Origin of the sequence: Campylobacter sp. RM9331, from assembly GCF_020137685.1 — a bacterium.
In the GTDB taxonomy this organism is placed as follows: Bacteria; Campylobacterota; Campylobacteria; order Campylobacterales; family Campylobacteraceae; genus Campylobacter_E.
Map to the genome: position 1 here is coordinate 14238 of NZ_JACGBA010000010.1, position 22294 is coordinate 36531.

Annotated in this window: 23 protein-coding genes; 6 read left to right on the plus strand and 17 right to left on the minus strand. The window is 27.5% G+C overall.

The window, feature by feature from the left end:
* Window positions 1-25: 25 nt before the first annotated feature.
* Genes rmuC through AVBRAN9331_RS05320 form a run of 11 tightly spaced genes read right to left on the minus strand, consistent with a single transcriptional unit; the run spans window position 26 to window position 9814 of the window.
* Window positions 26-1585, minus strand: a complete 1560-nt coding sequence (rmuC, locus tag AVBRAN9331_RS05270; RefSeq protein ID WP_336612567.1) for a DNA recombination protein RmuC — start codon at window positions 1583-1585, stop codon at window positions 26-28.
* Window positions 1575-2285: a 3-deoxy-manno-octulosonate cytidylyltransferase gene (kdsB, locus tag AVBRAN9331_RS05275; protein WP_214120293.1), complete on the minus strand. Its 711-nt coding sequence runs from the start codon at window positions 2283-2285 to the stop codon at window positions 1575-1577. The genes rmuC and kdsB overlap by 11 nt, the downstream gene beginning before the upstream one ends.
* Window positions 2282-3658, minus strand: a complete 1377-nt coding sequence (gene thrC, locus AVBRAN9331_RS05280; RefSeq protein WP_336612568.1) for a threonine synthase — start codon at window positions 3656-3658, stop codon at window positions 2282-2284. Before thrC ends, kdsB begins: the two co-directional genes overlap by 4 nt.
* Entirely contained in the window at window positions 3658-3948 is a 291-nt protein-coding gene (cutA, locus tag AVBRAN9331_RS05285; protein WP_214120292.1) for a divalent cation tolerance protein CutA, read from the minus strand. Before cutA ends, thrC begins: the two co-directional genes overlap by 1 nt.
* A complete protein-coding gene (locus tag AVBRAN9331_RS05290) occupies window positions 3920-4861 on the minus strand; it encodes a tetraacyldisaccharide 4'-kinase (RefSeq protein ID WP_336612569.1) in 942 nt (313 codons plus the stop codon). The genes cutA and AVBRAN9331_RS05290 overlap by 29 nt, the downstream gene beginning before the upstream one ends.
* Window positions 4861-5988 carry a DegT/DnrJ/EryC1/StrS family aminotransferase gene (locus AVBRAN9331_RS05295; RefSeq protein ID WP_214117856.1) on the minus strand — a complete coding sequence of 376 codons (1128 nt, stop codon included), beginning with the start codon at window positions 5986-5988 and terminating at the stop codon, window positions 4861-4863. Before AVBRAN9331_RS05295 ends, AVBRAN9331_RS05290 begins: the two co-directional genes overlap by 1 nt.
* Window positions 5989-5990: 2 nt before the next feature.
* Window positions 5991-6698 carry an NAD(+) synthase gene (gene nadE, locus AVBRAN9331_RS05300; protein ID WP_214117857.1) on the minus strand — a complete coding sequence of 236 codons (708 nt, stop codon included), beginning with the start codon at window positions 6696-6698 and terminating at the stop codon, window positions 5991-5993.
* 38 nt (window positions 6699-6736) lie between these two features.
* Window positions 6737-8527, minus strand: coding sequence for a penicillin-binding transpeptidase domain-containing protein (locus AVBRAN9331_RS05305; RefSeq protein ID WP_214150324.1), 1791 nt, complete (start codon window positions 8525-8527; stop codon window positions 6737-6739).
* 3 nt (window positions 8528-8530) lie between these two features.
* Complete coding sequence (fliE, locus tag AVBRAN9331_RS05310; protein ID WP_214117859.1) at window positions 8531-8830, minus strand: flagellar hook-basal body complex protein FliE; 300 nt, start codon at window positions 8828-8830, stop codon at window positions 8531-8533.
* Between the two features lie 11 nt (window positions 8831-8841).
* Window positions 8842-9333, minus strand: coding sequence for a flagellar basal body rod protein FlgC (flgC, locus tag AVBRAN9331_RS05315; protein ID WP_214117860.1), 492 nt, complete (start codon window positions 9331-9333; stop codon window positions 8842-8844).
* A gap of 10 nt (window positions 9334-9343) precedes the next feature.
* The gene (locus tag AVBRAN9331_RS05320) at window positions 9344-9814 is read right to left on the minus strand and encodes a flagellar basal body rod protein FlgB (RefSeq protein ID WP_214117861.1); all 471 of its coding nucleotides are present in this window, start codon (window positions 9812-9814) and stop codon (window positions 9344-9346) included.
* Between the two features lie 138 nt (window positions 9815-9952).
* Between AVBRAN9331_RS05320 and AVBRAN9331_RS05325 the strand changes: the two genes are divergently transcribed.
* The 6 genes from AVBRAN9331_RS05325 (at window position 9953) to AVBRAN9331_RS05350 (ending at window position 15406) form a co-directional block, all read left to right on the plus strand.
* Complete coding sequence (locus AVBRAN9331_RS05325) at window positions 9953-10453, plus strand: Rieske 2Fe-2S domain-containing protein (RefSeq protein WP_239803527.1); 501 nt, start codon at window positions 9953-9955, stop codon at window positions 10451-10453.
* Between the two features lie 2 nt (window positions 10454-10455).
* Entirely contained in the window at window positions 10456-11676 is a 1221-nt protein-coding gene (locus tag AVBRAN9331_RS05330; RefSeq protein ID WP_214142682.1) for a cytochrome b, read from the plus strand.
* Window positions 11676-12746, plus strand: a complete 1071-nt coding sequence (locus AVBRAN9331_RS05335) for a c-type cytochrome (protein WP_336608612.1) — start codon at window positions 11676-11678, stop codon at window positions 12744-12746. The genes AVBRAN9331_RS05330 and AVBRAN9331_RS05335 overlap by 1 nt, the downstream gene beginning before the upstream one ends.
* 197 nt (window positions 12747-12943) lie before the next feature.
* Complete coding sequence (locus tag AVBRAN9331_RS05340; RefSeq protein ID WP_336612570.1) at window positions 12944-13954, plus strand: hypothetical protein; 1011 nt, start codon at window positions 12944-12946, stop codon at window positions 13952-13954.
* A gap of 201 nt (window positions 13955-14155) precedes the next feature.
* Window positions 14156-14731: a hypothetical protein gene (locus AVBRAN9331_RS05345; RefSeq protein WP_239803525.1), complete on the plus strand. Its 576-nt coding sequence runs from the start codon at window positions 14156-14158 to the stop codon at window positions 14729-14731.
* 12 nt (window positions 14732-14743) lie between these two features.
* Window positions 14744-15406 (plus strand): hypothetical protein, encoded by a 663-nt coding sequence (locus AVBRAN9331_RS05350; protein ID WP_336612571.1) that lies wholly within the window; start codon window positions 14744-14746, stop codon window positions 15404-15406.
* Between the two features lie 31 nt (window positions 15407-15437).
* Here AVBRAN9331_RS05350 and AVBRAN9331_RS05355 read toward each other — a convergent pair whose 3' ends face one another.
* The 6 genes from AVBRAN9331_RS05355 to AVBRAN9331_RS05380 all read right to left on the minus strand — a co-directional run bounded on the left by AVBRAN9331_RS05355 (window position 15438) and on the right by AVBRAN9331_RS05380 (window position 22236).
* Entirely contained in the window at window positions 15438-16328 is an 891-nt protein-coding gene (locus AVBRAN9331_RS05355) for a radical SAM protein (RefSeq protein ID WP_336612572.1), read from the minus strand.
* A gap of 84 nt (window positions 16329-16412) precedes the next feature.
* Window positions 16413-17039, minus strand: a complete 627-nt coding sequence (locus AVBRAN9331_RS05360; RefSeq protein ID WP_214117868.1) for a helix-turn-helix transcriptional regulator — start codon at window positions 17037-17039, stop codon at window positions 16413-16415.
* A 71-nt stretch (window positions 17040-17110) separates the two neighbouring features.
* Entirely contained in the window at window positions 17111-18382 is a 1272-nt protein-coding gene (locus AVBRAN9331_RS05365) for a D-serine ammonia-lyase (RefSeq protein ID WP_336612573.1), read from the minus strand.
* 9 nt (window positions 18383-18391) lie between these two features.
* On the minus strand, window positions 18392-19690 hold the full coding sequence (locus tag AVBRAN9331_RS05370) for a GntT/GntP/DsdX family permease (RefSeq protein WP_336612574.1): 1299 nt from the start codon (window positions 19688-19690) through the stop codon (window positions 18392-18394).
* A gap of 250 nt (window positions 19691-19940) precedes the next feature.
* A complete protein-coding gene (locus AVBRAN9331_RS05375; RefSeq protein WP_336612575.1) occupies window positions 19941-20942 on the minus strand; it encodes a sugar phosphate isomerase/epimerase family protein in 1002 nt (333 codons plus the stop codon).
* A gap of 1 nt (window position 20943) precedes the next feature.
* Window positions 20944-22236: an MFS transporter gene (locus tag AVBRAN9331_RS05380; RefSeq protein ID WP_336608606.1), complete on the minus strand. Its 1293-nt coding sequence runs from the start codon at window positions 22234-22236 to the stop codon at window positions 20944-20946.
* Window positions 22237-22294: the final 58 nt, after the last annotated feature.

Below are 22294 nucleotides of genomic sequence, written 5' to 3' on the forward strand. Positions count from 1 at the left end.
CTTTTAAAAATAATTAATACTTTAATTATTTTTCATCAATCAATCTAGTAATTTCACTATCTTTTAAATCTTTTGCTAATTCGCTTAATTCTTTTTTGTTTTTAATACCTAAGGCTTTTAGATTTTCTAAACGAGAACTAATACTACCTTTACCATATAAATGAGTATCAATTTTTAAAAAACCATTTTCGCATTGTTTTTTTAATTTTTCATAATCTTCATAAAAACTAGCGTATTTATCATAAAATTTACCAAATTCATTAAAGACTTTTAAAGCGTTTTGATTTACTTCATAGTTTTTCCAGCCAAAATAAATCATTTTAAGTCCCATAAAAAGCGTAGTAGGACTTACTAAAAATATCTTTTTAGCTTCGGCTTTTTTAAAAATATGCGAATCACTTTCTAAGGCTAAATCTAAAATATTTTGATAAGGCACAAATAAAATCACATATTCATTTGCAAAATCAACTGCTAATTCATAATCTTTTTTCGCAAGTTCATTTATCCTAGCGTTTAAATTATTTGCAATTTCATCTTTATAAACTTCTAAATTATCACTACTTGGTAAAGAAAACTTAGAATCAATAATAACGCATTTGTTAGGTTCAAAATACACAATCGCATCTGGTCTTTTTGTATTATTATCACTATCTTTAAAGCTTTCTTGCATAAAAAAATGCTCGTTTTCAACAAGCCCACTAGATAATAAACACTGCTTAAGCATAATCTCGCCAAAATCCCCACGAGCCTTTTTATCACCTTTTAAAATATTAGCAAATTCATCAGCCTTTTTACCCAAATTCTGACTTGTTTCAAACATTGTTTTTATATTGTTTTCTATACTTGTATTTTGCTTTAATAAAGCTTTTTCATATTCGCTAATTTGCTCCTTTAAAGGGCTAAAAATCTTGTTTAAAAGCTCATTTGAATTATTTAATAATACTTTTGTGTTTTCTTCATAAATTAATTTTGAGCTTTTTTCATTTTGCTCTTTTAGGTTATTTTCTAAGGTTTTTAAAGTATTTTCATATTTTTCTTCTAAAGATTTTAAATTGTTTTCATACAATTTTACTTTTTCGTTTAAAGCTTCGTTTTTAGCATTTTCTAAATGGTATTTAGAAGATAAATTATCTAAAATATCTTTTGTATTTTTTAAGTTTTCGCACTCTTTTTCAAATTGCTCTTTAGTATTTTTAAGCTCTTCATTTAGCCTTGAAAGTTCTGTATTTAAAATTTCATTTTGATTACGCTTGTTTGCTATTTCAGCATTTATAAAATTATTCTCATTTTTTAATTCTTTATAATCATTTTCAAGATTACTTATTTTTTCGCTTAAAGCCGAGTTTTGAATATTTAAATTATTTCTTTCATTTTCAATTTGCACTAAATTATTTTTATAATTATTTAATTCTTGTTTTAAATTCTCACTCAAAACACTCAAATATTCTTTATCTTTAGCAAGAGATAAAAACTCGTTTTTAAGCGAGCTTTCACTCTTAAAAATATTTATATAACGAATATAAAAAATAATGCAAACTATAAAAAATACAATACTAATAATGGCTAAAATTAGCTCATTTGTCATTTTCTAAAACCTGCAATAATCTTTCGTAATCAGCCTTTGTATCAATACCAAAAGACTTTGTATTAATCTCGCACATTTTAATGATTTTGCCATTTTCAATAGCTCTTAATTGCTCTAATTTTTCAATATGTTCTAAACTTGATTTAAGAGTTATAAATTCTTTTAAAGACTTAGCTGTATAAGCATATATGCCTAAATGATGATTGTATTTTACACCCTTTTTATCTCTATCATAAGGAATTGGTGCTCTTGAAAAATATATAGCATTTTGCTTAGTATCAAGGACTACTTTTACCATATTTTCATCACTTGGAGTATCTTTTATAGTATAGCAACTCGCCATAAAAAATTCATTCTTAAATTCATTGCAAAATTCTTTAAACTTAATTAAATTACTAAGCTCAAATAAAGGCTCATCTGCTTGAAGATTTATAATTAGTTCATCATCATTAAGACCTAAAATATCAACGCATTCAGCTAATCTTTCAGTCCCACTTTCGTGAGTTTGCTTTGTTAAAATAGCTGTTAAATTATATTCTTTTGCCAATTCTAATACCTTAGAACTATCAGTAGCAATCACAACCCTATCAGCCTTACTAGCATTTAAAGCTGTGTAAATACACATAGGAATGCCTTTGATTGGCACTAAAATCTTTTCACTAAAACGACTTGATTTAAGTCTAGCAGGAATTATAATCATTGTTTTATCCATTCTATTATTGTTTTTTTAATCTCATCTACTTTTATATCTTTTGCATAATAATTAGTTGAATTTAAAGCATTTAAAAGACTATCATTAAGCTTATAATTATACTTTTTAGCCAAATCTTTAATGCCGCTTAATTCATCTTTAAATATGCCTAAAGCTTTTTGAATACTAGGGGTAAATTTAGTCCATTCAGCAGTAGAGCAAATCACATTAAAACTATCATCAAGAGCATTAATCGCTGTTGCTGTGTGTGGGTCTAATAAATAATTTTTATAAGCTTTAATATTTTCTAAAGTTTCGGTATCACTGCATTTATAAGCTATAAAATGTTCTTTTAATCTAGCAAGTTCATCTTTAGTGATTTTAAAATATTTATCACTTTCAAGACTTAAATATAATTGTTTAGTTCTAATAGCTCCGAAGAAATAATACATTAAGCGTTCAAGATTTGATGATTTTAAAATATCCATAGCAGGAGAATAAGTGCATTTAAACTCACGATTTCTTAAATCATATTCGCCTGTAGTAAAGAAATCATAAAGAATTGTATTTTCATTGCTTACGATTTTGATTTTATCTATATTTGCACCCATTTGCTTAGCATAAAAACAAGCAAGTGCATTACCGAAATTCCCACTAGGAATTATCACATTTATTGGGTTTTTATATTGAAGACTAAGATAATAATGATATAGCAATTGATAAGTAATTCTTCCAAAATTAAGTGAATTTGCAGCACTTAGATTTAAGCCTTGATTTTTTACAATTTCTTTAAATTCTTTATCATTTAATAGATTTTTTAATGTGCTTTGAGCATCATCAAAATTACCATCAATTGCTAAAACTAAAGAATTACCATAATCTACATTAGCCATTTGACGCTCTTGAACAGCACTTGTTTTTCCTTTTGGGAAAATACAAACTACTTTTGAGCTTTTGTTTTTACTAAATGCACTAAGAGTTGCTGGGCCTGTATCTCCGCTAGTAGCACAGATAATTAAATGTTTATCATTATCCATAAGTCTTGCAAGTGGTGCTAATGCTAAGTCCTTAAAAGCTCTAGTTTTTCCGTGAAATAATTCACATATATCAGTTTTACTATCAAGTTTTTTGATAACAAAAGGCTCTTTAGTATCAAAATCTAAATATTCATCTAAACTCTTTTCAAAATTACTCAAATCATCACTCAAACTTGAAAAAATCTTTTTAGCAAATTCTTTATAACCCAAACCTTTTAATTCATCTTTATTAAATACTTGCAATTTACTAGGACAAAACAATCCCCCATCACTTGAGAGTGGATTTTTAAGTGCATTTGCAAAATCACTCGTAATGTTTTCATCTCTACTTGAATAAAATATCATTATTTCTCCTTTAAAAATTCTAAATACTTATCTTTTGCTTTAAATTTATAATACACAAACTCAAAACATTCGTAATTATGGTGTTTTTTGATTATTTTATAAACCTTTTTTATATTTTTTGATTTTATTTCTAAACTAAACTCATCATCATTAATAATTTTTCCGTCCCATTTATAAATACTTGTAATTTTAGCAATATGAATACACTTGCTAAGCTCTTTTTTGATTATTTTATTTGCAATTTTTTTAAGCAATTCTAAATCATTGCTGGTTGTCTTTATAAGATACATTAAATTCCTTTAAATAATTAAATATAGCTGTTTTTAACTCATCAAAAATTATTAATTCTTCATCAATTAATATAGTTTCTAAATTAAAATCTTTTATTTTTACATAATCTTTTTTAGTTAGCAAAATATATTTTGCATTGTGCTTTTGCATAAGATTTATTAGCTCTTCTTTATTAAAGCTTGAATGGTCGTTATAAAAATAATAAGCTTTTACTAAATCTTTATATTGCAATAATCTAAAAGGCTTTGCAATAGCTGATATTAAAATCATATCTTCTTTAATGTCTTGAATAAAAGAAGTCCTTTTAAAATGTAAATCTTGATAAGCATTAAAATCTGCAAATTTTTCATAACTTTTAGGAAGTCTATAAGCTCCACTTGGAAGGGTAAAATTATATTTATATTTTATATTTGAGTTTAATAAAATATCAAATTTTTTTATATTTGTCTTAGAAAAAGCGTCATCTAAAATAACGCATTTTGCACCTAAATCTAGTGCTTTTTGAATACCTTTAATTCTATCTTCACTAACAATTACATTTGCTTTTGTAAATAAAGCGTGTTCTAATGCTTCATCACCTGCGTTTAAATAATCACTTAGAATTTGATTACGCAATTTTACTACAAGCAAACCTTTGCTTTTGCGTTTATAACCACGAAGAATAATAAAAATATCATCGTTATAAATAGGATAAAGCATATCGCTTAAAGCCTTGCAAAATGGGGTTTTACCATTACCGCCTACGCTGATATTTCCTACGCTAATTATTGGAATTTTAAAATCATTTTTCTTTGTAGATTTAAAGTTTTTACTAGCAATAAAAGAATATATATAAGAAAATGGCAAAAGAGTGAAAATTAAAATCTTTTGCCATAAATTAGGATTAAAAAAATATCTATCAATAAAACCCATTAAATCCAGCTTGAATCAAGAGTTTTTATAGCATCACAAACTCTTTTTACATCTTCATCGCTAAGATTTATATGAATTGGTATTGATAAAATCTGAGCATAGTTTGCTAAAGCATTTGGAAAATCATTGATTTTTAGATTATATTTTTGTTTATAGTAGCTTAAGAAATTTAAAGGTATGAAATGAATTCCTGTATTTATCCCCATTTCTTTTAGCTTTTTAGCAAAATTATCTCTATTTTTATCAACCTTTATTATGTATCTTAAAAATGTGTGTTCTGGGGTTGTTGTAGGCAATTTAATATGTTTTAAGCCTTTTAGCTCTTCATTATAAATATTTGCTATTTCTCTTCTTCTTTTTAAGTAATATTTATAATTTTTTACTTTAGATAAAGCCAAAGACGCACATACTTTAGTGATTTCATACTCGTGTCCAATATCTGTTACATCGTAAAAATATCCAAGATTGCCATCATCTCCCCAAGCATTTGATGAAATTCCATTTGAGTTTAATAATTTTGCTCTTTCATAAACTTTTTCATCATTAATTACTAAAAATCCGCCTGCAAACACAGGGTCTTTTCTCATAGCATTAAACCCAAAAGAAGATATTAAATCCTTAGTTCCTACTAATTCGCCTTTATACTCCATACCAAGTGCAAAACCACAATCATTTATTACAGATACATTGTATTTTTCACATAAAGCTCTAATTTCATCAAGTTTTGCTGCAAGTCCTGCGGTATGATTTACAAAAACTGCTCTTAATTTCTTGTGATTATGTTTAATTAATGCTTCTTCTAAACTCTTTATATCAATATTAAAACTATCAAGCTCAACATCTACAAAAATAGGTTCAGCATCAAAATATCTAATACTTTGAGCAATTGTTGGAAATGAATTTACAGAGCAAATTACCTTATCTCCACGCTTTAAATCAATCGCACTTAAAGCCAAATGGTGTGCTGCTGTATGATTATTGGTTAAAACTATACGAGAACCTTTATAAATTTCACTTAAACTATCTTCTAATAATTTAATACTATTTATATCATTATCTAATGATTTAATTAAAAACTCTTTATCATCTTCTGTAATTACATTTAAAAAACAAGAAATTTCTTTCATATTTATGACCTTTTAAATATTTTTATATTTTCTCTTTTGAACTTATTTTTATTTATTCTATCTAATAGTTTTATATAATTATTATCAATTATATTTTTTTCATAATTTTTTAAAAACTTATCAATTTCTGTATAAGTAAAACCAATATCACTCTCATCATCTTGACCTTCATAAAGGTCTGCGCTTGGTTTTTTACTAATTATATTATTAGGTAGTTCTAAAAATTTAGCAAACTCAAATAATTCACTCTTGTAAAAATCACCTAAAATATTAAAAGCACAGGCTAAATCTCCCCAAATAGTGCCATATCCTAACATTAATTCACTTTTATTGCTTGTCCCTGCTACTAATAAATTATGCTTAGCTGAATAATCATATAATAAAGTCATTCTAATCCTAGCTGCAAAATTTCCTATTAATACCTTGTCATTAGAACCACTTGCTTTAATAAATTCATCTAAAATATTTTGAATATTTATAATTTCATATTTTAAAGCATATTTATTTGCTAAATTAATAGCGTCATCAAGATTTGTTTTATTTGAAATATTAGTAGGCATTATAAGACAATGTGGCTTTTTTTCGCACTCGCTTAATATTCTTAATACAATAGCACTATCAAGCCCACCACTAAGCCCTAAAACAGCACCATTAAAATTTTTTAATATTTCATTAGCAAATGAAATCATTTGATTTTTAATATTTTGCATTATTTATCCGTTTTTAGGGGCATTTTATAAAATAAATATTAATCAATTCTATTATAACTTGGCTTTAAAAAACCATCTTCTATTAATTGATTAATAGCAAGTGCTGCAACAGGTAAAGCTGTTTGGGCTGCATAATATCCTTCTTTATCTTTATCAGGACTCATTACTAAAACACCAATTGTGTATCTATTGTTTTCATCATTTGCAAAACCGAAGAAATTCGCATTATATTCTCTTTCATATTTTCCACTAACACTAATTCTTGCTGTTCCTGTTTTACCACCTACGCTAATTCCTAAAGGCCAATATTTTGCTAAAGATTTTTGATTTGCAGTTTTTATTAATATCCTATTCATCTGCTTTGCAATTTCAAGTGGCAAGACTTCTTTTTCTGTTTTAGTATATATTTCTTTTAATTCCTTATCTTCATTATAGTATTTAGCAATTTTAGGACTAATCCAAATTCCGCGATTATTAAATACATTATAAGCTGCTAAAAGTTGTATAAAAGTGGTTCTAAAACCATATCCATAAGCCATAGTATTTTTTTCTACTTCATAAGTTTTTTTAGCATCTTTTATAAAACCTGCTTTTTCATAAGGCAAATCAATACCAGTTAAATTTCCTAAATTAAATTCCAAATAACCATTAATTAATTCTTTTACATTTTCTTTATTAGAAATTTGAACCATTCCTATATTTGATGAATGAACTATAATATCTTCAGCAATCATACTATCCATAGGATGTGTATCTGTTATGTAAAACTTATCAAGCTTCATTCTTCCGCCATAAGTCTTTACCCATTCAAAAGGGGTTATACGATTTAGTTTTAATAAATTAGCAAAAGCAATTGGTTTAATTACCGAGCCTGGTTCGTATTCAAATTCTACAGCGTCGGTATTTAGATACGATAAATCACTTTTTCTATGATATGGGTCATACCTTTTGCTAGTTGCTAGTGCAATTACACTTGCGTCTTTGCTATCTAAAATGCCTATTATTACTTGCTTAGCACCAAAATTTTTTCTAGCAACACTTGCTATATTTTCTAACCCTTTTTGAAGCTTTAAATTTACATTTAAATATACATTACTACCATTAATTCTATCACTTAAAAAACTATCAGAATTTATGATTATATTTCCACCAATATCCTTACTACCTGTTATTTTATAATCACTTTTAGGGCTTAAATACTGCTCATAATATTTTTCCAAACCTTTTTTTGGAATATTTGAATATATTCCATCTTCTAAACTTAGTTGAGAATAACCAAGAATTGGGGTTAAAATATCTCCTTTAGAAAAAACTCTTTCTTCTTTATGTTCAATTATCTCAAGTCTTCTTGTGCTTACTTTTCCATTTGCATTTTTAAAGGATTTAAAAAATCCTGAAACATAAAGTTTTTTAGATAATTCTTGTAAATAACTTGCAGCTTTTGAATCAATATCTTTTGATAAAACAAAATTATAAACCTTTTTTTGCTTTAAAGCTTTTAATAATCTTGCTTTAATATCTTTCATTTCTTTATCATCAATAAAGGCATAAATCTGAAATAATTTTAAAAAATAATCTAATTTATCTAAATTAATACTTCTAATATCAATTTCAGCTCTATAAATTCTTCTACTAGTTACTAATGTATATCCATCAGCACTAATAATATCTCCATTTAAAGCACCTACTCGCTCACCTCTTTCAATACTACCTACATTCCTTTCATTAGTTTTACTTCTAACAAAAGAAAAAATAATAAAAAAAGAAGCGAGCAACAAAAAAAACAATACTATAAAAGTCTTTTTACTAGGCTCGTAAGGTGTTTGCATTTTTTATATTTGAGTTCTACTTATCTCTTTGTATGCGTTAATAGCTTTATTTCTAACTTCTAACATAAATTTCATACTTGTTTCAGCCTTGTTAATAGCAATAGCTGCTTGATGTAAATCTTTCACATTTCCAGTAGCTACATCAGCCATAGCTTTATCTGATACAATTTGTTCTTTATTTAGCTCTTCTAATTCTTGTTTTAAAGCATCTGCAAATGAAAAACCATTATCAACTTTATTAGAATTTGATTTGGTATTTTCAATACTTTGAATCAAACTTGGATTGATTTTAATATTATTCATATTTTAAATTCCTATCTTAATAAATCAATAGCACTTTGAGCTATTGTTTTAGCACTTGTAAATGCTGCCACATTTGCTTGATAAGCCCTTGTTGCCTCAATTAAATTACTCATTTCTACAACAGGATTTATATTAGGATATGCTACATATCCTTTAGCATTTGCATCGGGATGATTTGGCTCGTATTTTAATATAAAATCCTTATCATCTCTTACTACTTTATCTACTACTACACCCATAACAGCAGGCTTTGCTTCAGGAAAATTTACAGGGTCATTTAAAGGATTTTCATACTCAAAAAAACTATTTTTAGAATTAATTTCTTCATTTAAAACATCATCAAAATTAACGGCTTTAAACACTACATCTTGCCTTCTATAAGGACCACCTTCATTTGTTCTAGTAGTATTTGCATTAGCTATATTTGAGCTAATTAAATTCATTCTAAATCTTTGAGCGCTTAGTCCATATCCACTAATATCAAAATCGCTTAAAAATGCCATAAATTATCCCTTAACTTAATTTAGAACTACTCTCAATTATAGTTCTTACAACTTCACTTTGTTTTTTTAGCACAGAATCAAGCGCACTAATCATAATTGCGTTTTTGCTTAATTCACTTGTTTCTACATCTAAATCAACGGTATTTGCATCATTTCTTTGCAAATGTCCATCTCTAGCAAAAATAGTTCCATTTTCGCTATTTTCAAATTCTAATGGTTGTAAATGCCTTTCATTAGTAACTGCTAGTTTATTACTCATACCTTTTCCAAAATGCATAAAATTTGTAGCTGCAATTTGTGCATTTTGTGTAGTTTTGTAAAGTTTATTTGCATTTTCGTTTAAGGCTGTTTCAAAATCAATATCTCTTGATTTATAAAAAGGAGTATCAATATTAGCTATGTTTGAGCTAATTAATTTATTTCTTAAATCTCTACCGGCTAAGGCACTTACAATCAATGGTTTAGATTTATAAAATTCCATTTTCTCTCCTTAAATTAAAATGCAAAAATCCCATAGCAAATAATATTCCAAAACTATTAATAATAATATACTCTTGTAATATTTACCCAATTTTCACTAAACTAGCTATTTATTTTCAAATTTTATGAAAGGATAAGTATGGCTAGTAGAAGAAGCTTTATGGGCTTTACATTAGGCGCTGCTGCGGCTGTTGGTGGTGTTTTTACACTAGTGGGTATGAAAAAAACTTGGGATCCACTTCCTAGTGTAAAAGCAGCAGGTTTTACAACCGTTGATTTATCGCCTTTAGCTGATGGAGAGCTAAGAACTGTTGAATGGAGAAAAAAACCAATATTCATTCTAAAAAAATCAAGTGATATGGAACAAAGCAATACAGATATAATAGCAGGAGATGCAAGATATACGGTAGTAATTGGACTATGCACTCATTTAGGTTGTATTCCAGCATATCATTCAGCTGATAAAGAATTTGTTTGTGCCTGTCATGGTGGAAAATTTAATGTAAGCGGAAAAAATATGTCAGGACCACCTCCTAAACCACTTGAAATTCCACCTTTTTCAATTGATGGAACTAAATTAGTTTTAGGAGAAATTGGCAAAGAGTATGAAGAAATTATGAAAAATGTAGGAAAGGCTTAATCATGGCACATTTTGAAAAATCAAATGGAATTGTTGATTGGCTAGATCAAAGACTTGCTATCAAAAAATTTATGCAAGTTATGATGACACAATACTGGATTCCTAAGAAAATTAACTTTTTATGGGCAATGGGAGTAATTTTACTTACTATGTTTGCAATACTATTTATTACAGGACTTTTACTTGTAATGTATTATAAACCTGATGTTGCACTTGCTTTTGATAGTGTAAATAAAACTATTATGCAAGAAGTTGAATATGGTTGGCTATGGAGACATATGCACGGGGTTGCTGCGTCGGTAGTATTTTTAGTAATGTATATACACTTATTAACAGGTATTTATTATGGCTCTTATAAAAAAGGTCGTGAAATCATTTGGATAAGCGGTATGGTATTATTCGTATTATTCTCTGCTGAAGCATTTAGTGGTTATATGCTACCTTGGGGACAAATGAGCTATTGGGCTGCTATGGTTATTACTAATCTTTTTGGTGGCATTCCTTTCATAGGACCTGAATTAGTTGAATGGATTAGAGGTGATTACGCTGTTGGAGATGCTACATTAAATAGATTTTTTATGCTACATGTTTGCTTATTACCAATAGTTGTTATTGCATTTGTTGCAATTCACTTTTATGCTTTAAGATTTCCACATGTAAATAACGAAATTGCTGAAGAAATTGATTTTGATTTAGAAGCTGAAAAATATTTAGCTGGCAAGAAAAAAGAAGCGAAAGTTATATCATTTTGGCCTGATTTCTTATGTAAAGATATTTTTTATGTTTGCTTATTTATGATTTTCTATTTTTATCTAGTATGCTTTCACTATGATTTTGCTATGGATCCAATTAACTTTGAACCAGCAAATGCACTTAAAACTCCACCACATATTTATCCTGAATGGTATTTCTTATGGAGTTATGAAATCTTAAGAGGATTTTCTTATGAAGTTGGTCTTGCTTGCTTTGGTATAGCTCAAGTAATTTTCTTTGTATTACCATTCCTAGACCGCTCAAATGTAGTAGCGCCTGCACATAAACGTGGAGCATTTTTTGTATGGTTTTGGCTATTAGTAATTGATATGATTGTTCTTACTATTTATGGTAAATTACCTCCTGTTGGAATTAATAATACAATAGCAACTATTGCTTCTGTTACATTTTTAGCATTATTAATAGTAGTTTTACCAGTAATTACTCTTATGGAAAGAAAGGCTAAGTAATGAAAGAGTTAAAAATATTTGCAATATTAGTTATATTCACAGGTATTGTTTATTGGGGAGTTGAGCCTTACGCTCATTCACAAATGCACGAACATACTAGCGAAGTTAATTTTGATTTTAAAGCAGGCGATATAGCTCAAGCTGAAGTTGAATTAAAAAAAGCTAATGAAAGTGGTAAAAAAGATGATATTGATTTTGCTACAAAAAAATTAGAAGATACTAAAAAACTTTGGGCTAATGTTGATAAAATAGCTAGTTTAAAAACTGATGTTGAAGCTGGAAAGGCTGATTTTGAAGCTAATTGTGCTAGCTGTCATAGAGTTGAATTTGATGAATTAGTAGCTGCTGATGATGGAATTAGCGCTCAAGGTATTATTTATCCTGATTTAAGCACAGCAGGAGCTATTTATGATAGTAAATTCTTAATGGCAATTTCTCTTAATCCTGCACTTGCTATGAAAAATAACAAAAAATATAATGATGAAAATCCACACCCTATGATGACAGCATTTTTAGAAGATGATGGCAGTATAAGTGATGAAAATGCTCAATCAGTTGCTAATATAGTAGGATATTTAAATAGTATCGGAAAAGCTGCTCTTGAAGCAAAAAAAGCAAAAATTGCTAATGAAATAAATGCAAGTAAATTAAGCGATAGCGAAAAAGTTGCAAAAATTAATTTTGAGAACAAAAAAGTTATCTTTGAAGAAGCTTGCGGAAGATGTCATGATGTTAAATATGATGGTTTTATTGCTAAAGTAAATGGCGGAGATTTAAAAGATTATATGGGTTCAACGCCACCTGATTTATCAATAATAATTCGTGCTAAAGGAGATGAGTATTTACATAAATTTATAAACGATACTCAAAAACAACTTCCAGGAACTGCAATGCCTAGAGTTGGACTTAACGAACAAGCTCAAAATGATGTTGTTGCTTATTTAACTAGCGTTGGAGATAGTAAAAAAGCTGAACGCGAAGATTTAGGATACAAAATAATGGCTTATTTTGCATTATTAGCAATATTAGCTTATGCTTGGAAAAACGCAATCTGGAAAGAACTACATTAAAAAATTAAGCTAGGTTTTCCTAGCTTAATTTCACTATAACTACTCATATTCATAAAAACACATTAAAAGTATTAAAAATATTTAATTATCCATTTTAAATTCTAAGAATTTAAAAATCATATTTTAACTTTTAAACACATTTATAAACCAAGAAATATTCTTAAATAATGCTATGATATGAAAAATAAAGGAGAGTTATGTTTAAAATATTAATGATTTTACTAATTACAAATATTTATTTATATCAAATAAATAAGTTAAAAATAGAGCTAGATAGTATTTATAAAAGCTTTCCTTATATTACAAAAGAGATAAAGCAAGACCAAGATGAATTTTTAAAAAACATTAGTGATTGTAAAGATGATAATAATTGCATTATAAATTCTTATAAAACTAGAATAAAAGAGCTTAGCACTAGTCTTGAAAACTCAAAAACCTATCCTAAAGAATTAATAGAACATATAAAAATAATTCAAGAACACTCAACTGATTGTTATAAGCGTAAATGCACAGTAGATTGCGAAGAGATATCAATAAATAATTTTTGGCAAAATTTTTTTAGATACAAAGATATAAAAATAAAGCCAAAAATTGTAGATACTAAGCCATACTCTAGCCAAGAAGTAAAAGATACTCTTAAATACTGCTGGGATTTAGGGCTTGATAGAAAAGTTTATAAAGATATAGGGCGTGATAATATCTATGGTGTTGATAATGATGTGAGTTATTCTTTTTATGAAGTTGATAAAAATGGAGAGCTCTATTTTGCAAGTAAAATTAAGGGTAAAAAATACATAAAAAAACACAAAAATATAACTATTGGCGATGTAGTTTTAGATAATAAAAATTACTTAGCTTTATTAGGTGAAATTGGAAATATTTTGTTTATAGAAAAAGATTTTTGCAATCATCCTATTAAAAATAAAAATCTGTTAGATGTCATAAAAAAATCTAATAGAATAAAAATATCAACAGATTTTCATGAGCTTACACAAAGAATTTTTACGATAAATTACAAAGAAAGAGATTATTTTTTGGTTTATAAGATTTACTATTATAATGCATATCCAACATATGAAATTTATATACATAGTATTGCAAATATTGTATCTAACGCATATTATCTTTACACAAGGGCATACCCTTATACATTTACTGAATTAAAATCTTTACATTGTGAAATAAATCTAAAAAAGGAGAAAGAATGAGCTTAAATAATTTGTATTCAAATTTTACAAATATTCAACTTATAAAACTCCTAATAAAGGCAAATGTTAAACAATAAAAAATATTTAATTATCCATTTTAAATTCTAAGAATTTAAAATCATATTTTAACTTTTAAACACATTTACAAACCAAGAAATATTCTTAAATAATGTTATGATATGAAAAAATAAAGGAGTTTAAATGCTTAAAAAAATTTGTTTATTACTTATGCTAGTTTTTAGTTTAAATGCTTTTGAATTTGTTCATAAAGATAAAATACCAAAAACTCCCATATATACTTTATTTGATTTAAGCAAAAAAGGCACTAAATTTGAAATAATCTTTAAGCCACAAAGAAAAGATATAAGAGAGTATTTAGGACTTTATGCTTTTTATCCTTTGCGTTTTGAATATGGTAAAGTAGGTAAGGATTTTTATTCAGTTTATTTATACGATGAAAAATTAGAAAATGATATACGAAATAATCCTTATTATCCACTTGCACTTGATATTAAAATATATGAGCTTACTAAGGATGGTGATGAGATATTAGTATTTGATAAAGTCGCTACACCAAATGAAAATACAAGAGTAAGTGGTAGAATAAGTATAAATATTAAAAATGAAAAGGTTCATGTAGCAATAAGATATCTTGGATTTTATTTTATACCTGAAAATAAAACATATAAAGCAGTCATTACAAATCTAATAGATGATGATAATATAAGGGGTGATTTTACAAAAATCGCAATTAAAGTTGATAGAAGCAAACATTAATAAGGAGAAAATTTGAGCGAATATTTAACTTCTAGTAATTTTACGCCTTTATTTTCTTTAAAAGATAAAAACGCTTATATTACTAGCTTGGTTCATTGTAGTGCTTTGTTTATTTGCTTTTGTGTTTTTATGTATATTGGTAATTTTTCTATGAAGGTTTCTAGTATTAATTTATTTATTATTGCTGCATATTTTGATGAGAGATATTTGCATTATAAGTTTAAAAAACCTAATATTTTATATTTTCATAAGGATTTTATACATTTTGTTAATCATAGTTGTAGGCAAAGAGATGAGCTTAATGAAGAAGAAAAAACAATATATTTAAAAAATGCTAAAATCTATAAAACCTGCCTTAATATTCAAAGCAAACAACAATTATATAAATTAAATAATTTTTTGAGTATATTTTATATTTTTATGAGTGTTTGTAATTTTATACTTTTAGTATTTTTTAAAAATATTTATAAAATTTTTACTTTAAATAATCAAAGATTTTATGATACTTTACTAATAGAAGATGATGAGAATATTATTTGTATTTATATGAATAATTCTAACTATTCGCTTTTGTATGAATATTTTTTAAATAATTTTAATATTGATATAACAAAGCTTGATGTTAAAATCAAGCCCTTTTTCTTTCATTCGCACTTGGTTTATAAATACACTTAAAATAAGCAAATTAATCACAATAGCTTTTATATTAATTAGAATTTGATTTGTTTAATTTATAAAAATTAATATCATTTATTTTCACACATTTTATTATATTTTTATCTACTAATTCATCTAACATTTTTATATCTTTTTCATCAATTTCTTGTGAGCTTAATGGTCTTAAACTAATAGTTTTAAGCAAATCATCATATTTATTTATATTAGTTTTTCTACTCATAATATTAACTTTTATATTAGTTATCAAACTAGCCAATTTGCTTAATTTCTCAAAACTTGCAGCCTTTACATTATAATCACTCGGTCTATCAATAGTTCCTAAATCAAGTCTAGCTGCTTTAATATCCTTTAAAATATCATTTAAAGCAATAAAATCCTTTTCATCATCATTAATACCATCTAAAACCAAGCATTCTAAAATCAACTCACCTTTATAAATTTGACTAAATTCTTTTATACCTTGAACTATTTTATTTATATCTATATTCGTTCTATCAATTTTGCGAAATACTTTAGGATTTACACTATCAATGCTTAGCTTAACGCTATCAAGATTTAATAATGCCTTTTGAATATTTTTATCAAAAATTGTGCTTGCATTACTCAAAATTAATGATTTTGCATTCTTTTTAACTTCATTTATTTTTATAATCAATTCATCTAAATATGGATATAAAGTAGGTTCGCCATTCGCACTAATGCTTATATAATCGCAATCTTTATGTATTTTCAAAGCTTCTTTTAGCTCATTTATTATATATTCAACACTTAAATTTGATTTATTTTCATATTTTAATTTAGCTTTTCCAAGTTCACAATATAAACAATCAAAATTACAGCATTTCTCATTAGGACTTAAATCTATACCCAAAGATTTTTTAAATCTTCTTGAATTAACTGGGCCAAAAATTACTTTCATAAAAATACCTTTAATATTAATTACTATTGAGATTTTAGCACTAAATACTAATGGAATTTAACTTAATCAAGCGTTTATGCTTGATTAAAATTTTTGTTTAGATTTGTTTATACAACGATATATGCTTGATTCTGAAAGATTTAAAAGATTAGCTATTTCTGTAATTGAGCCTTTTATATTAAAAATACCTTTTTCATAGATTTTATCTACTATTATTTGTCTTTGTTTTGGTTTTAGATTAGTATTTTTTAGCTCATTTACACTAAGCCCTGTTAATTCTTGAATTAGCTCATTTAAATCAAGGCTCAAAACTTCTTCATAAGCAGCTTCTTCTACAGGTATATCACTACCTAATAATTGTGCTGCTATATTTTCCATTCTACTTTTATCGTAGTTTATACATAACATTCCACTTAATTTATTGCCTTCTTTGATAAAAAATGTGCTACCTCTTATATTTTTTCCACCTGCACTTGCTTTATAATTGCTTAAAAAATCTCTTTCTTCATAAATCTTTTTATTAACAAGCTCAAGTGCAAATCCTGTAATAGGAGAATTAATACTTCTTCCGCTTATGTGATTATTAGCAATTTCTGCAATACTCATTCCATCATCATTTATATCGTGCAAAACTATTTCATAATCCTTGCCTAAAGCTTGTGCTAAAAAATGCACTAATTTTATATATTCTGTTCTTGTTTGTTGATTCATAAAGCCCTCGGTAAATGTTTTGTAAATTATAGTTGCGTAAAGTAATTATAAGCCCTATTTTAGGGCTTATTTTATAATAATTCATCTCCTGTTTTAATAAATTCAGCCATTTCAGCGTCTGGCACCATACTTCCACCTGTTGCCCATATTAGATGAATTGCGTTTTTGTGTTCAGTTTTAAGCTCATTAGAAATCATTAAGCCTTTAACCCCAGCTAAAGCCGAAGGCTCAAGCTTAATACCTTCGCTAGATGCAAGTAAGCTTAAATATCTATACATATTCTCATCACTCACCGTAAAGCTTCCATCAATTACACGCTCAAGCACTTTACCTACAAGACCACTCGCACGACCAACAGCAAGCCCATCAGCAGCCGTAATATTATCAAGCCCAATATCAGCTACACTTATATCATTATGTTTTCCGGTAGCAAGTCCAAGTATCATACAAGGACTATGCGTTGGCTCAGCAAAAAAGCATTTTACACAATCGCCAAATTCAGCCTTAAGCCCATAAGCAACCCCACCAGGACCACCACCAACACCGCAAGGAAGATAAACATAAAGCGGTCTATCTTTGCTGATATTAATATCTAATGCTTGAAATTGTCCTTTTAATCTCTTTGCAGCAACGCTATATCCTAAAAATAAATTATGCGAGTTTTCATCATCTATAAAATAACAATACGGATTATTTTCAGAACTTTTTCTTCCCTGCTCTACTGCGACGCCGTAATCATCTTCATAAGTAATCACGCTGCATCCGTGCTCTCTTAGCATTTTTTTCTTCCATTCTTTAGCACAATCACTCATATGAACTTCTACTTTAAAGCCAAGTTTTGCACTCATAATTCCTATTGAAAGACCAAGATTACCGGTTGAGCCAACTGCTATTTTATATTTACTTAAAAATTCTTTATATTTTGGCTCGGCAAGTTTTGAATAATCATCTTGAATGCTTAGCATATTATTTTCTATTAGCAAATCTTCTGCGTGTTTTAATACTTCATATATTCCACCACGAGCCTTAATAGAGCCTGATATTGGTAAATGCGAATCAAGTTTTATATAAACATCGCCTTGAATACTAGCACCGCTTAATTTTTCTAACTCTTTTTTATAATTATTCACACAAGCTAATGGGCTTTCTATAATACCATTAGTAATATTTGTAGCAGGGAAAATTATCTTAAGTAAAGGTGCAAAACGATTAAGCCTAGCCCTTGCATCATCAATTCTATCAAGCTTAATAGCACCTTTGTTTAATTCGCATAAAACATCATTACTTAGATTTGTATTAATCCAACTTGTTTCTTTCATTGCTTTTAGATTTTCAATTAACATTTTTACTCCTTATAAAATTATTGATAAAACATAGCTTAAGATTAAACCACTTATACTTGCTACTAAAGTCGCACTTGTGAAATATTTAAACATAGCTTTTACGCTCATTCCTAAGCTTTCTTTTACTAGCCAAAATAAGCTATCAGTTACGATAGTAAAACCTATAGCACCACTTCCTATTGCAAGGCATAAAACTTCTTTACTAACATTACTATCCATTTGCAAGACAATTCCTGCTGCACTAATCATAGCAACCGTTGCACTTCCAACACTAGCATGTAAAATAATAGCAATTAACCAAGCTAAAAACACAGGATTTAAACTCAAACTTCCTAAAGTCTGCTTTAATGCTTCGCCAATGCCTGAAGCAATTAATATCTCATTAAAAGCTCCACCTGCTCCTATAATTAATAAAATTGAAGCAATTTGCGTAAATGAATTAGAACTAAATTCCATTAAATTTTGCATAGAATAGCCTTGCTTTAAGCCTAAAGTATAGTATGCTACAAAAACACTTATTAATAGTGCGATAATAGGATTTCCAATGAATGCAAATACTGCATTATCTTTAAATACTAAAGTCTTAAGCAACATTAAAACTAAAGGCAAAAGTATTGTAAAATAAGTAATTGCTGTGCTTGGCATAGAGTTATAAGTAGAACTTGTATTATCAAAAACACTCATCTCATTATCTTTTGAAAAATCAAAGAATTTCAAAAACAAAACCCCACCTATAAAAGCACATATCATACCCACAACTATACTCATCCAAATTACTTGACCTATATCAGCACCTAAAGTAGCTACTATGCTAGTAGCTGCTGGGTGTGGTGGCACCATACAATGAACTGCCATTAGTGAAGTTGCTAATGCTATGCCTATTTTTATTCTGCTAACACCTATTTCTTTAGCTATAACTAAAACTAAAGGCACTAATAAGACAAATCCAACCTCAACAAATACAGGAATACCAGCAATAAATCCAACCAACATCATAACAATATCAGCTCTTTTTTTACCAAGTAGATTTAGTAATGATAGGGCTATTTTTTGCGCTCCGCCACTAACTTCTAGCATTTTTCCTAAGACACTTCCACAACCAATAATAACAGCTAAAAATCCTAGCGTCCCACCTACTCCATTTTCAATAATAGAACCGATTTTTGTTAAATCAACACCAGTTATAAGTGCGACAAAAATACTTGCTAAGCTTAATGATAAAAAAGCGTGGATTTTAAGTTTTGTAATACAAAACACAACTAAAGCAATAGAAGCTATTAAGACCGAAATTAAAGCAAAATTGCTCATCTTTTCTCCTTTATTTAAAAATCATCATTTGATTATACCCCCCCCCATCTTTAAAATTTTCTTAAAATAATAATTTTTTTGATTTTTTTTAATAAATTTTCTTAATTTTTCTTACTTTTTCATAAAATATTACAAAAAGTAACAAATTTTTATTAATTTTAGAAAAAATAATAATAAAATTTTATTATTTTTATATAATGAAGATTTAAAATTCTAGTTGCTTAATATAGCAACTAGAACAACAAAACAATTATAAAATTGTTTTAAGATATTTAAGACTATTTTCTACACCTTGTTTTTGTAATTTTAATAATTTATCTAAAGCACTCAAACTTACCTCTTGTGGGTAATAATATTGCATTGCTTGTAGTTCAGGAAATAATGGCTGCTCTATTTTAAAAGCACCTTCTCCCAAATTATTAACACCACCTGTTCCTACTTTCCTTTTAAAAGTAGAACAATAAGGATAACAAGATTCTATATTTATATGTTTTAAACCATATGACTTTAAAACATTTATACAAGATTTTATATCAATATTTCCTTCACCTAATGGTGTTCCTGATACATAATATTCATTATTTTCTTGAAATATTATATGATCTTTACAATGAGTGGTTATTGTATATGGTGCCATATTCTTACAAGCTTGAAGTGGTTCTTCATACGCCATCATAGAATTTCCGAAATCAAACAATAATTTTACCTTATCGTTGTTTACCTTTTTTAATAATTCAATCATTTCAAAAGATGTTTGATATTCGTGATTTTCAATAGCTAAATTAACTCCATATTCATTTAATAATGGAATTAACATTTTTATATCTTCAGAAAATTTGTAAAATTCATCAATATTAAAATCTGCAGTTATCTTAGAATCATCATATGCACCCTCACTACCCTTTGTAATATTTAGAACTTTTTTAGTAATAGGAACATAACTTCTTATTATGCTAGCCTCTAAAATAGAGGCCACTTCGCAAACTTCTTTCATTTTATTATAATCAAAACCTTTAATATCAATTTCACAATACATATTATAGTTTTTTAGCTTTTTAGATATTTTCTTTAAATGCTCCAAGTTGTTACTACCTAACGTTCCCCAATTTTCATCAAGTCCATAATCTTTAATAATATTAATAATAACCCCATCAAAACCTAAATCTTTAGCAAAATCTATATAGCTAAAAATATCCATTTTATTATTTTGAAACCATAAATGCATACTTTCAGTTTCTAAACCTATTTTCATATTATTCTCCTAAAGCTTCTTTTTTTCTTTTTATCATTTTAAGAAGCAAAGTAGTAACTAAAATTCCAGCTAGTGCAAAACCAACCATTATAGAAAATACAATTTTATAACCTGTTATACCAGGGTTTGTATCAATAATGTATCCATATAATGCAAAACAAAATAGTTGTGGAGAATAACCAAAAATACAAGCTATACTCATAGCAGCACCACTTATTTCTCTTGGAATTCTAATTTCATCAACAGGAGCAAAAAATGTAGCTCTCATTGTAAAAACAATAGCACCAAACCCAAGTGTTAATGTCATACCAAAATAAACATTCATATTATCATGTGGTAATAATATAAAAATAACCATAGCTAAAGCTGCAGCAATTAAAGCATATCTTAAATATTTTGTTGCACTTTTACATTTTTTATCTGCCAAATATCCACCAATAGGCCCTCCGACCATTTTAAGTGTATATTGATTTATAATTCCATAAGCACCTACTAACGCAACAGGCATTGCATAAATATCTTTTAAGAAAGGTATAAAATAAGTTAATCCACAATAAATTGAGTAAATTGTAAAAATTGTTAAAGATACAACCCATATTTCAGGTGTTTTTACAGCTTTTATTACGCCATTCCAAGCAGCTTTGTTTCTACTAATTTTATTTCCATTTTCATCTACTTCTTGAACTTTATCATCTTCTAATAGAAAATAACTTGCAATTCCAGCGATAGCAACAGAAGCACTATAAAATAAAATACCACCTTTAAGACCAGCTGCCCCACTTCCTAATAAAGCAAAAATACCTAAAGCTGAAAAAGCTATTATAGTATCTACAACACCACGACCTGCTTCTAAAAATCCAAACAATCTTCCTTGTTGACTTGAATCACCAAGCAATCTTATAGCTTTTAATAAAACAGGCCAATAAACAACTTCACCAAAAAAGGCAAGCAATCCCCAAGCAGCCAATATACCATAATAACTAGGAAATGTTGAAATATAAACGCCAATTATACCAATAGAAACCAATGAAATTGGTATGAGTATTCTTTTAGAAAATCTATCTGATATATAAATAGAAGCAAAATTACCTACTGTTTGAACAATTCCATAAACCGATAAAGCAACACCTATTTGAGTATTACTAAGATGCATAAATTCTTGCATAGGAACATAAAAAGCATCTTTTAAAGATGATAATTTAAACACCGTTCCCCCACCAAAAACAAGAACAATAAAAGTAAACCACCTTATGCTTTTTGTAGCATAGTTGGTATTTTTAGAATTATTTTCCATAAATTCTCCTTTAAATTTAATTAAATTAATAAAAAATTATTATTAATGCTAATTTTTG

What these genes read in the sequence shown, in the direction of transcription:
- rmuC (WP_336612567.1), bottom strand. Translation starts at nt 1,585, where the DNA reads ATGACAAATGAGCTAATTTTAGCCATTATTAGTATTGTATTTTTTATA.
- kdsB (WP_214120293.1), bottom strand. Translation starts at nt 2,285, where the DNA reads ATGATTATAATTCCTGCTAGACTTAAATCAAGTCGTTTTAGTGAAAAG.
- thrC (WP_336612568.1), bottom strand. Translation starts at nt 3,658, where the DNA reads ATGATATTTTATTCAAGTAGAGATGAAAACATTACGAGTGATTTTGCA.
- cutA (WP_214120292.1), bottom strand. Translation starts at nt 3,948, where the DNA reads ATGTATCTTATAAAGACAACCAGCAATGATTTAGAATTGCTTAAAAAA.
- AVBRAN9331_RS05290 (WP_336612569.1), bottom strand. Translation starts at nt 4,861, where the DNA reads ATGGGTTTTATTGATAGATATTTTTTTAATCCTAATTTATGGCAAAAG.
- AVBRAN9331_RS05295 (WP_214117856.1), bottom strand. Translation starts at nt 5,988, where the DNA reads ATGAAAGAAATTTCTTGTTTTTTAAATGTAATTACAGAAGATGATAAA.
- nadE (WP_214117857.1), bottom strand. Translation starts at nt 6,698, where the DNA reads ATGCAAAATATTAAAAATCAAATGATTTCATTTGCTAATGAAATATTA.
- AVBRAN9331_RS05305 (WP_214150324.1), bottom strand. Translation starts at nt 8,527, where the DNA reads ATGCAAACACCTTACGAGCCTAGTAAAAAGACTTTTATAGTATTGTTT.
- fliE (WP_214117859.1), bottom strand. Translation starts at nt 8,830, where the DNA reads ATGAATAATATTAAAATCAATCCAAGTTTGATTCAAAGTATTGAAAAT.
- flgC (WP_214117860.1), bottom strand. Translation starts at nt 9,333, where the DNA reads ATGGCATTTTTAAGCGATTTTGATATTAGTGGATATGGACTAAGCGCT.
- AVBRAN9331_RS05320 (WP_214117861.1), bottom strand. Translation starts at nt 9,814, where the DNA reads ATGGAATTTTATAAATCTAAACCATTGATTGTAAGTGCCTTAGCCGGT.
- AVBRAN9331_RS05325 (WP_239803527.1), top strand. Translation starts at nt 9,953, where the DNA reads ATGGCTAGTAGAAGAAGCTTTATGGGCTTTACATTAGGCGCTGCTGCG.
- AVBRAN9331_RS05330 (WP_214142682.1), top strand. Translation starts at nt 10,456, where the DNA reads ATGGCACATTTTGAAAAATCAAATGGAATTGTTGATTGGCTAGATCAA.
- AVBRAN9331_RS05335 (WP_336608612.1), top strand. Translation starts at nt 11,676, where the DNA reads ATGAAAGAGTTAAAAATATTTGCAATATTAGTTATATTCACAGGTATT.
- AVBRAN9331_RS05340 (WP_336612570.1), top strand. Translation starts at nt 12,944, where the DNA reads ATGTTTAAAATATTAATGATTTTACTAATTACAAATATTTATTTATAT.
- AVBRAN9331_RS05345 (WP_239803525.1), top strand. Translation starts at nt 14,156, where the DNA reads ATGCTTAAAAAAATTTGTTTATTACTTATGCTAGTTTTTAGTTTAAAT.
- AVBRAN9331_RS05355 (WP_336612572.1), bottom strand. Translation starts at nt 16,328, where the DNA reads ATGAAAGTAATTTTTGGCCCAGTTAATTCAAGAAGATTTAAAAAATCT.
- AVBRAN9331_RS05360 (WP_214117868.1), bottom strand. Translation starts at nt 17,039, where the DNA reads ATGAATCAACAAACAAGAACAGAATATATAAAATTAGTGCATTTTTTA.
- AVBRAN9331_RS05365 (WP_336612573.1), bottom strand. Translation starts at nt 18,382, where the DNA reads ATGTTAATTGAAAATCTAAAAGCAATGAAAGAAACAAGTTGGATTAAT.
- AVBRAN9331_RS05370 (WP_336612574.1), bottom strand. Translation starts at nt 19,690, where the DNA reads ATGAGCAATTTTGCTTTAATTTCGGTCTTAATAGCTTCTATTGCTTTA.
- AVBRAN9331_RS05375 (WP_336612575.1), bottom strand. Translation starts at nt 20,942, where the DNA reads ATGAAAATAGGTTTAGAAACTGAAAGTATGCATTTATGGTTTCAAAAT.
- AVBRAN9331_RS05380 (WP_336608606.1), bottom strand. Translation starts at nt 22,236, where the DNA reads ATGGAAAATAATTCTAAAAATACCAACTATGCTACAAAAAGCATAAGG.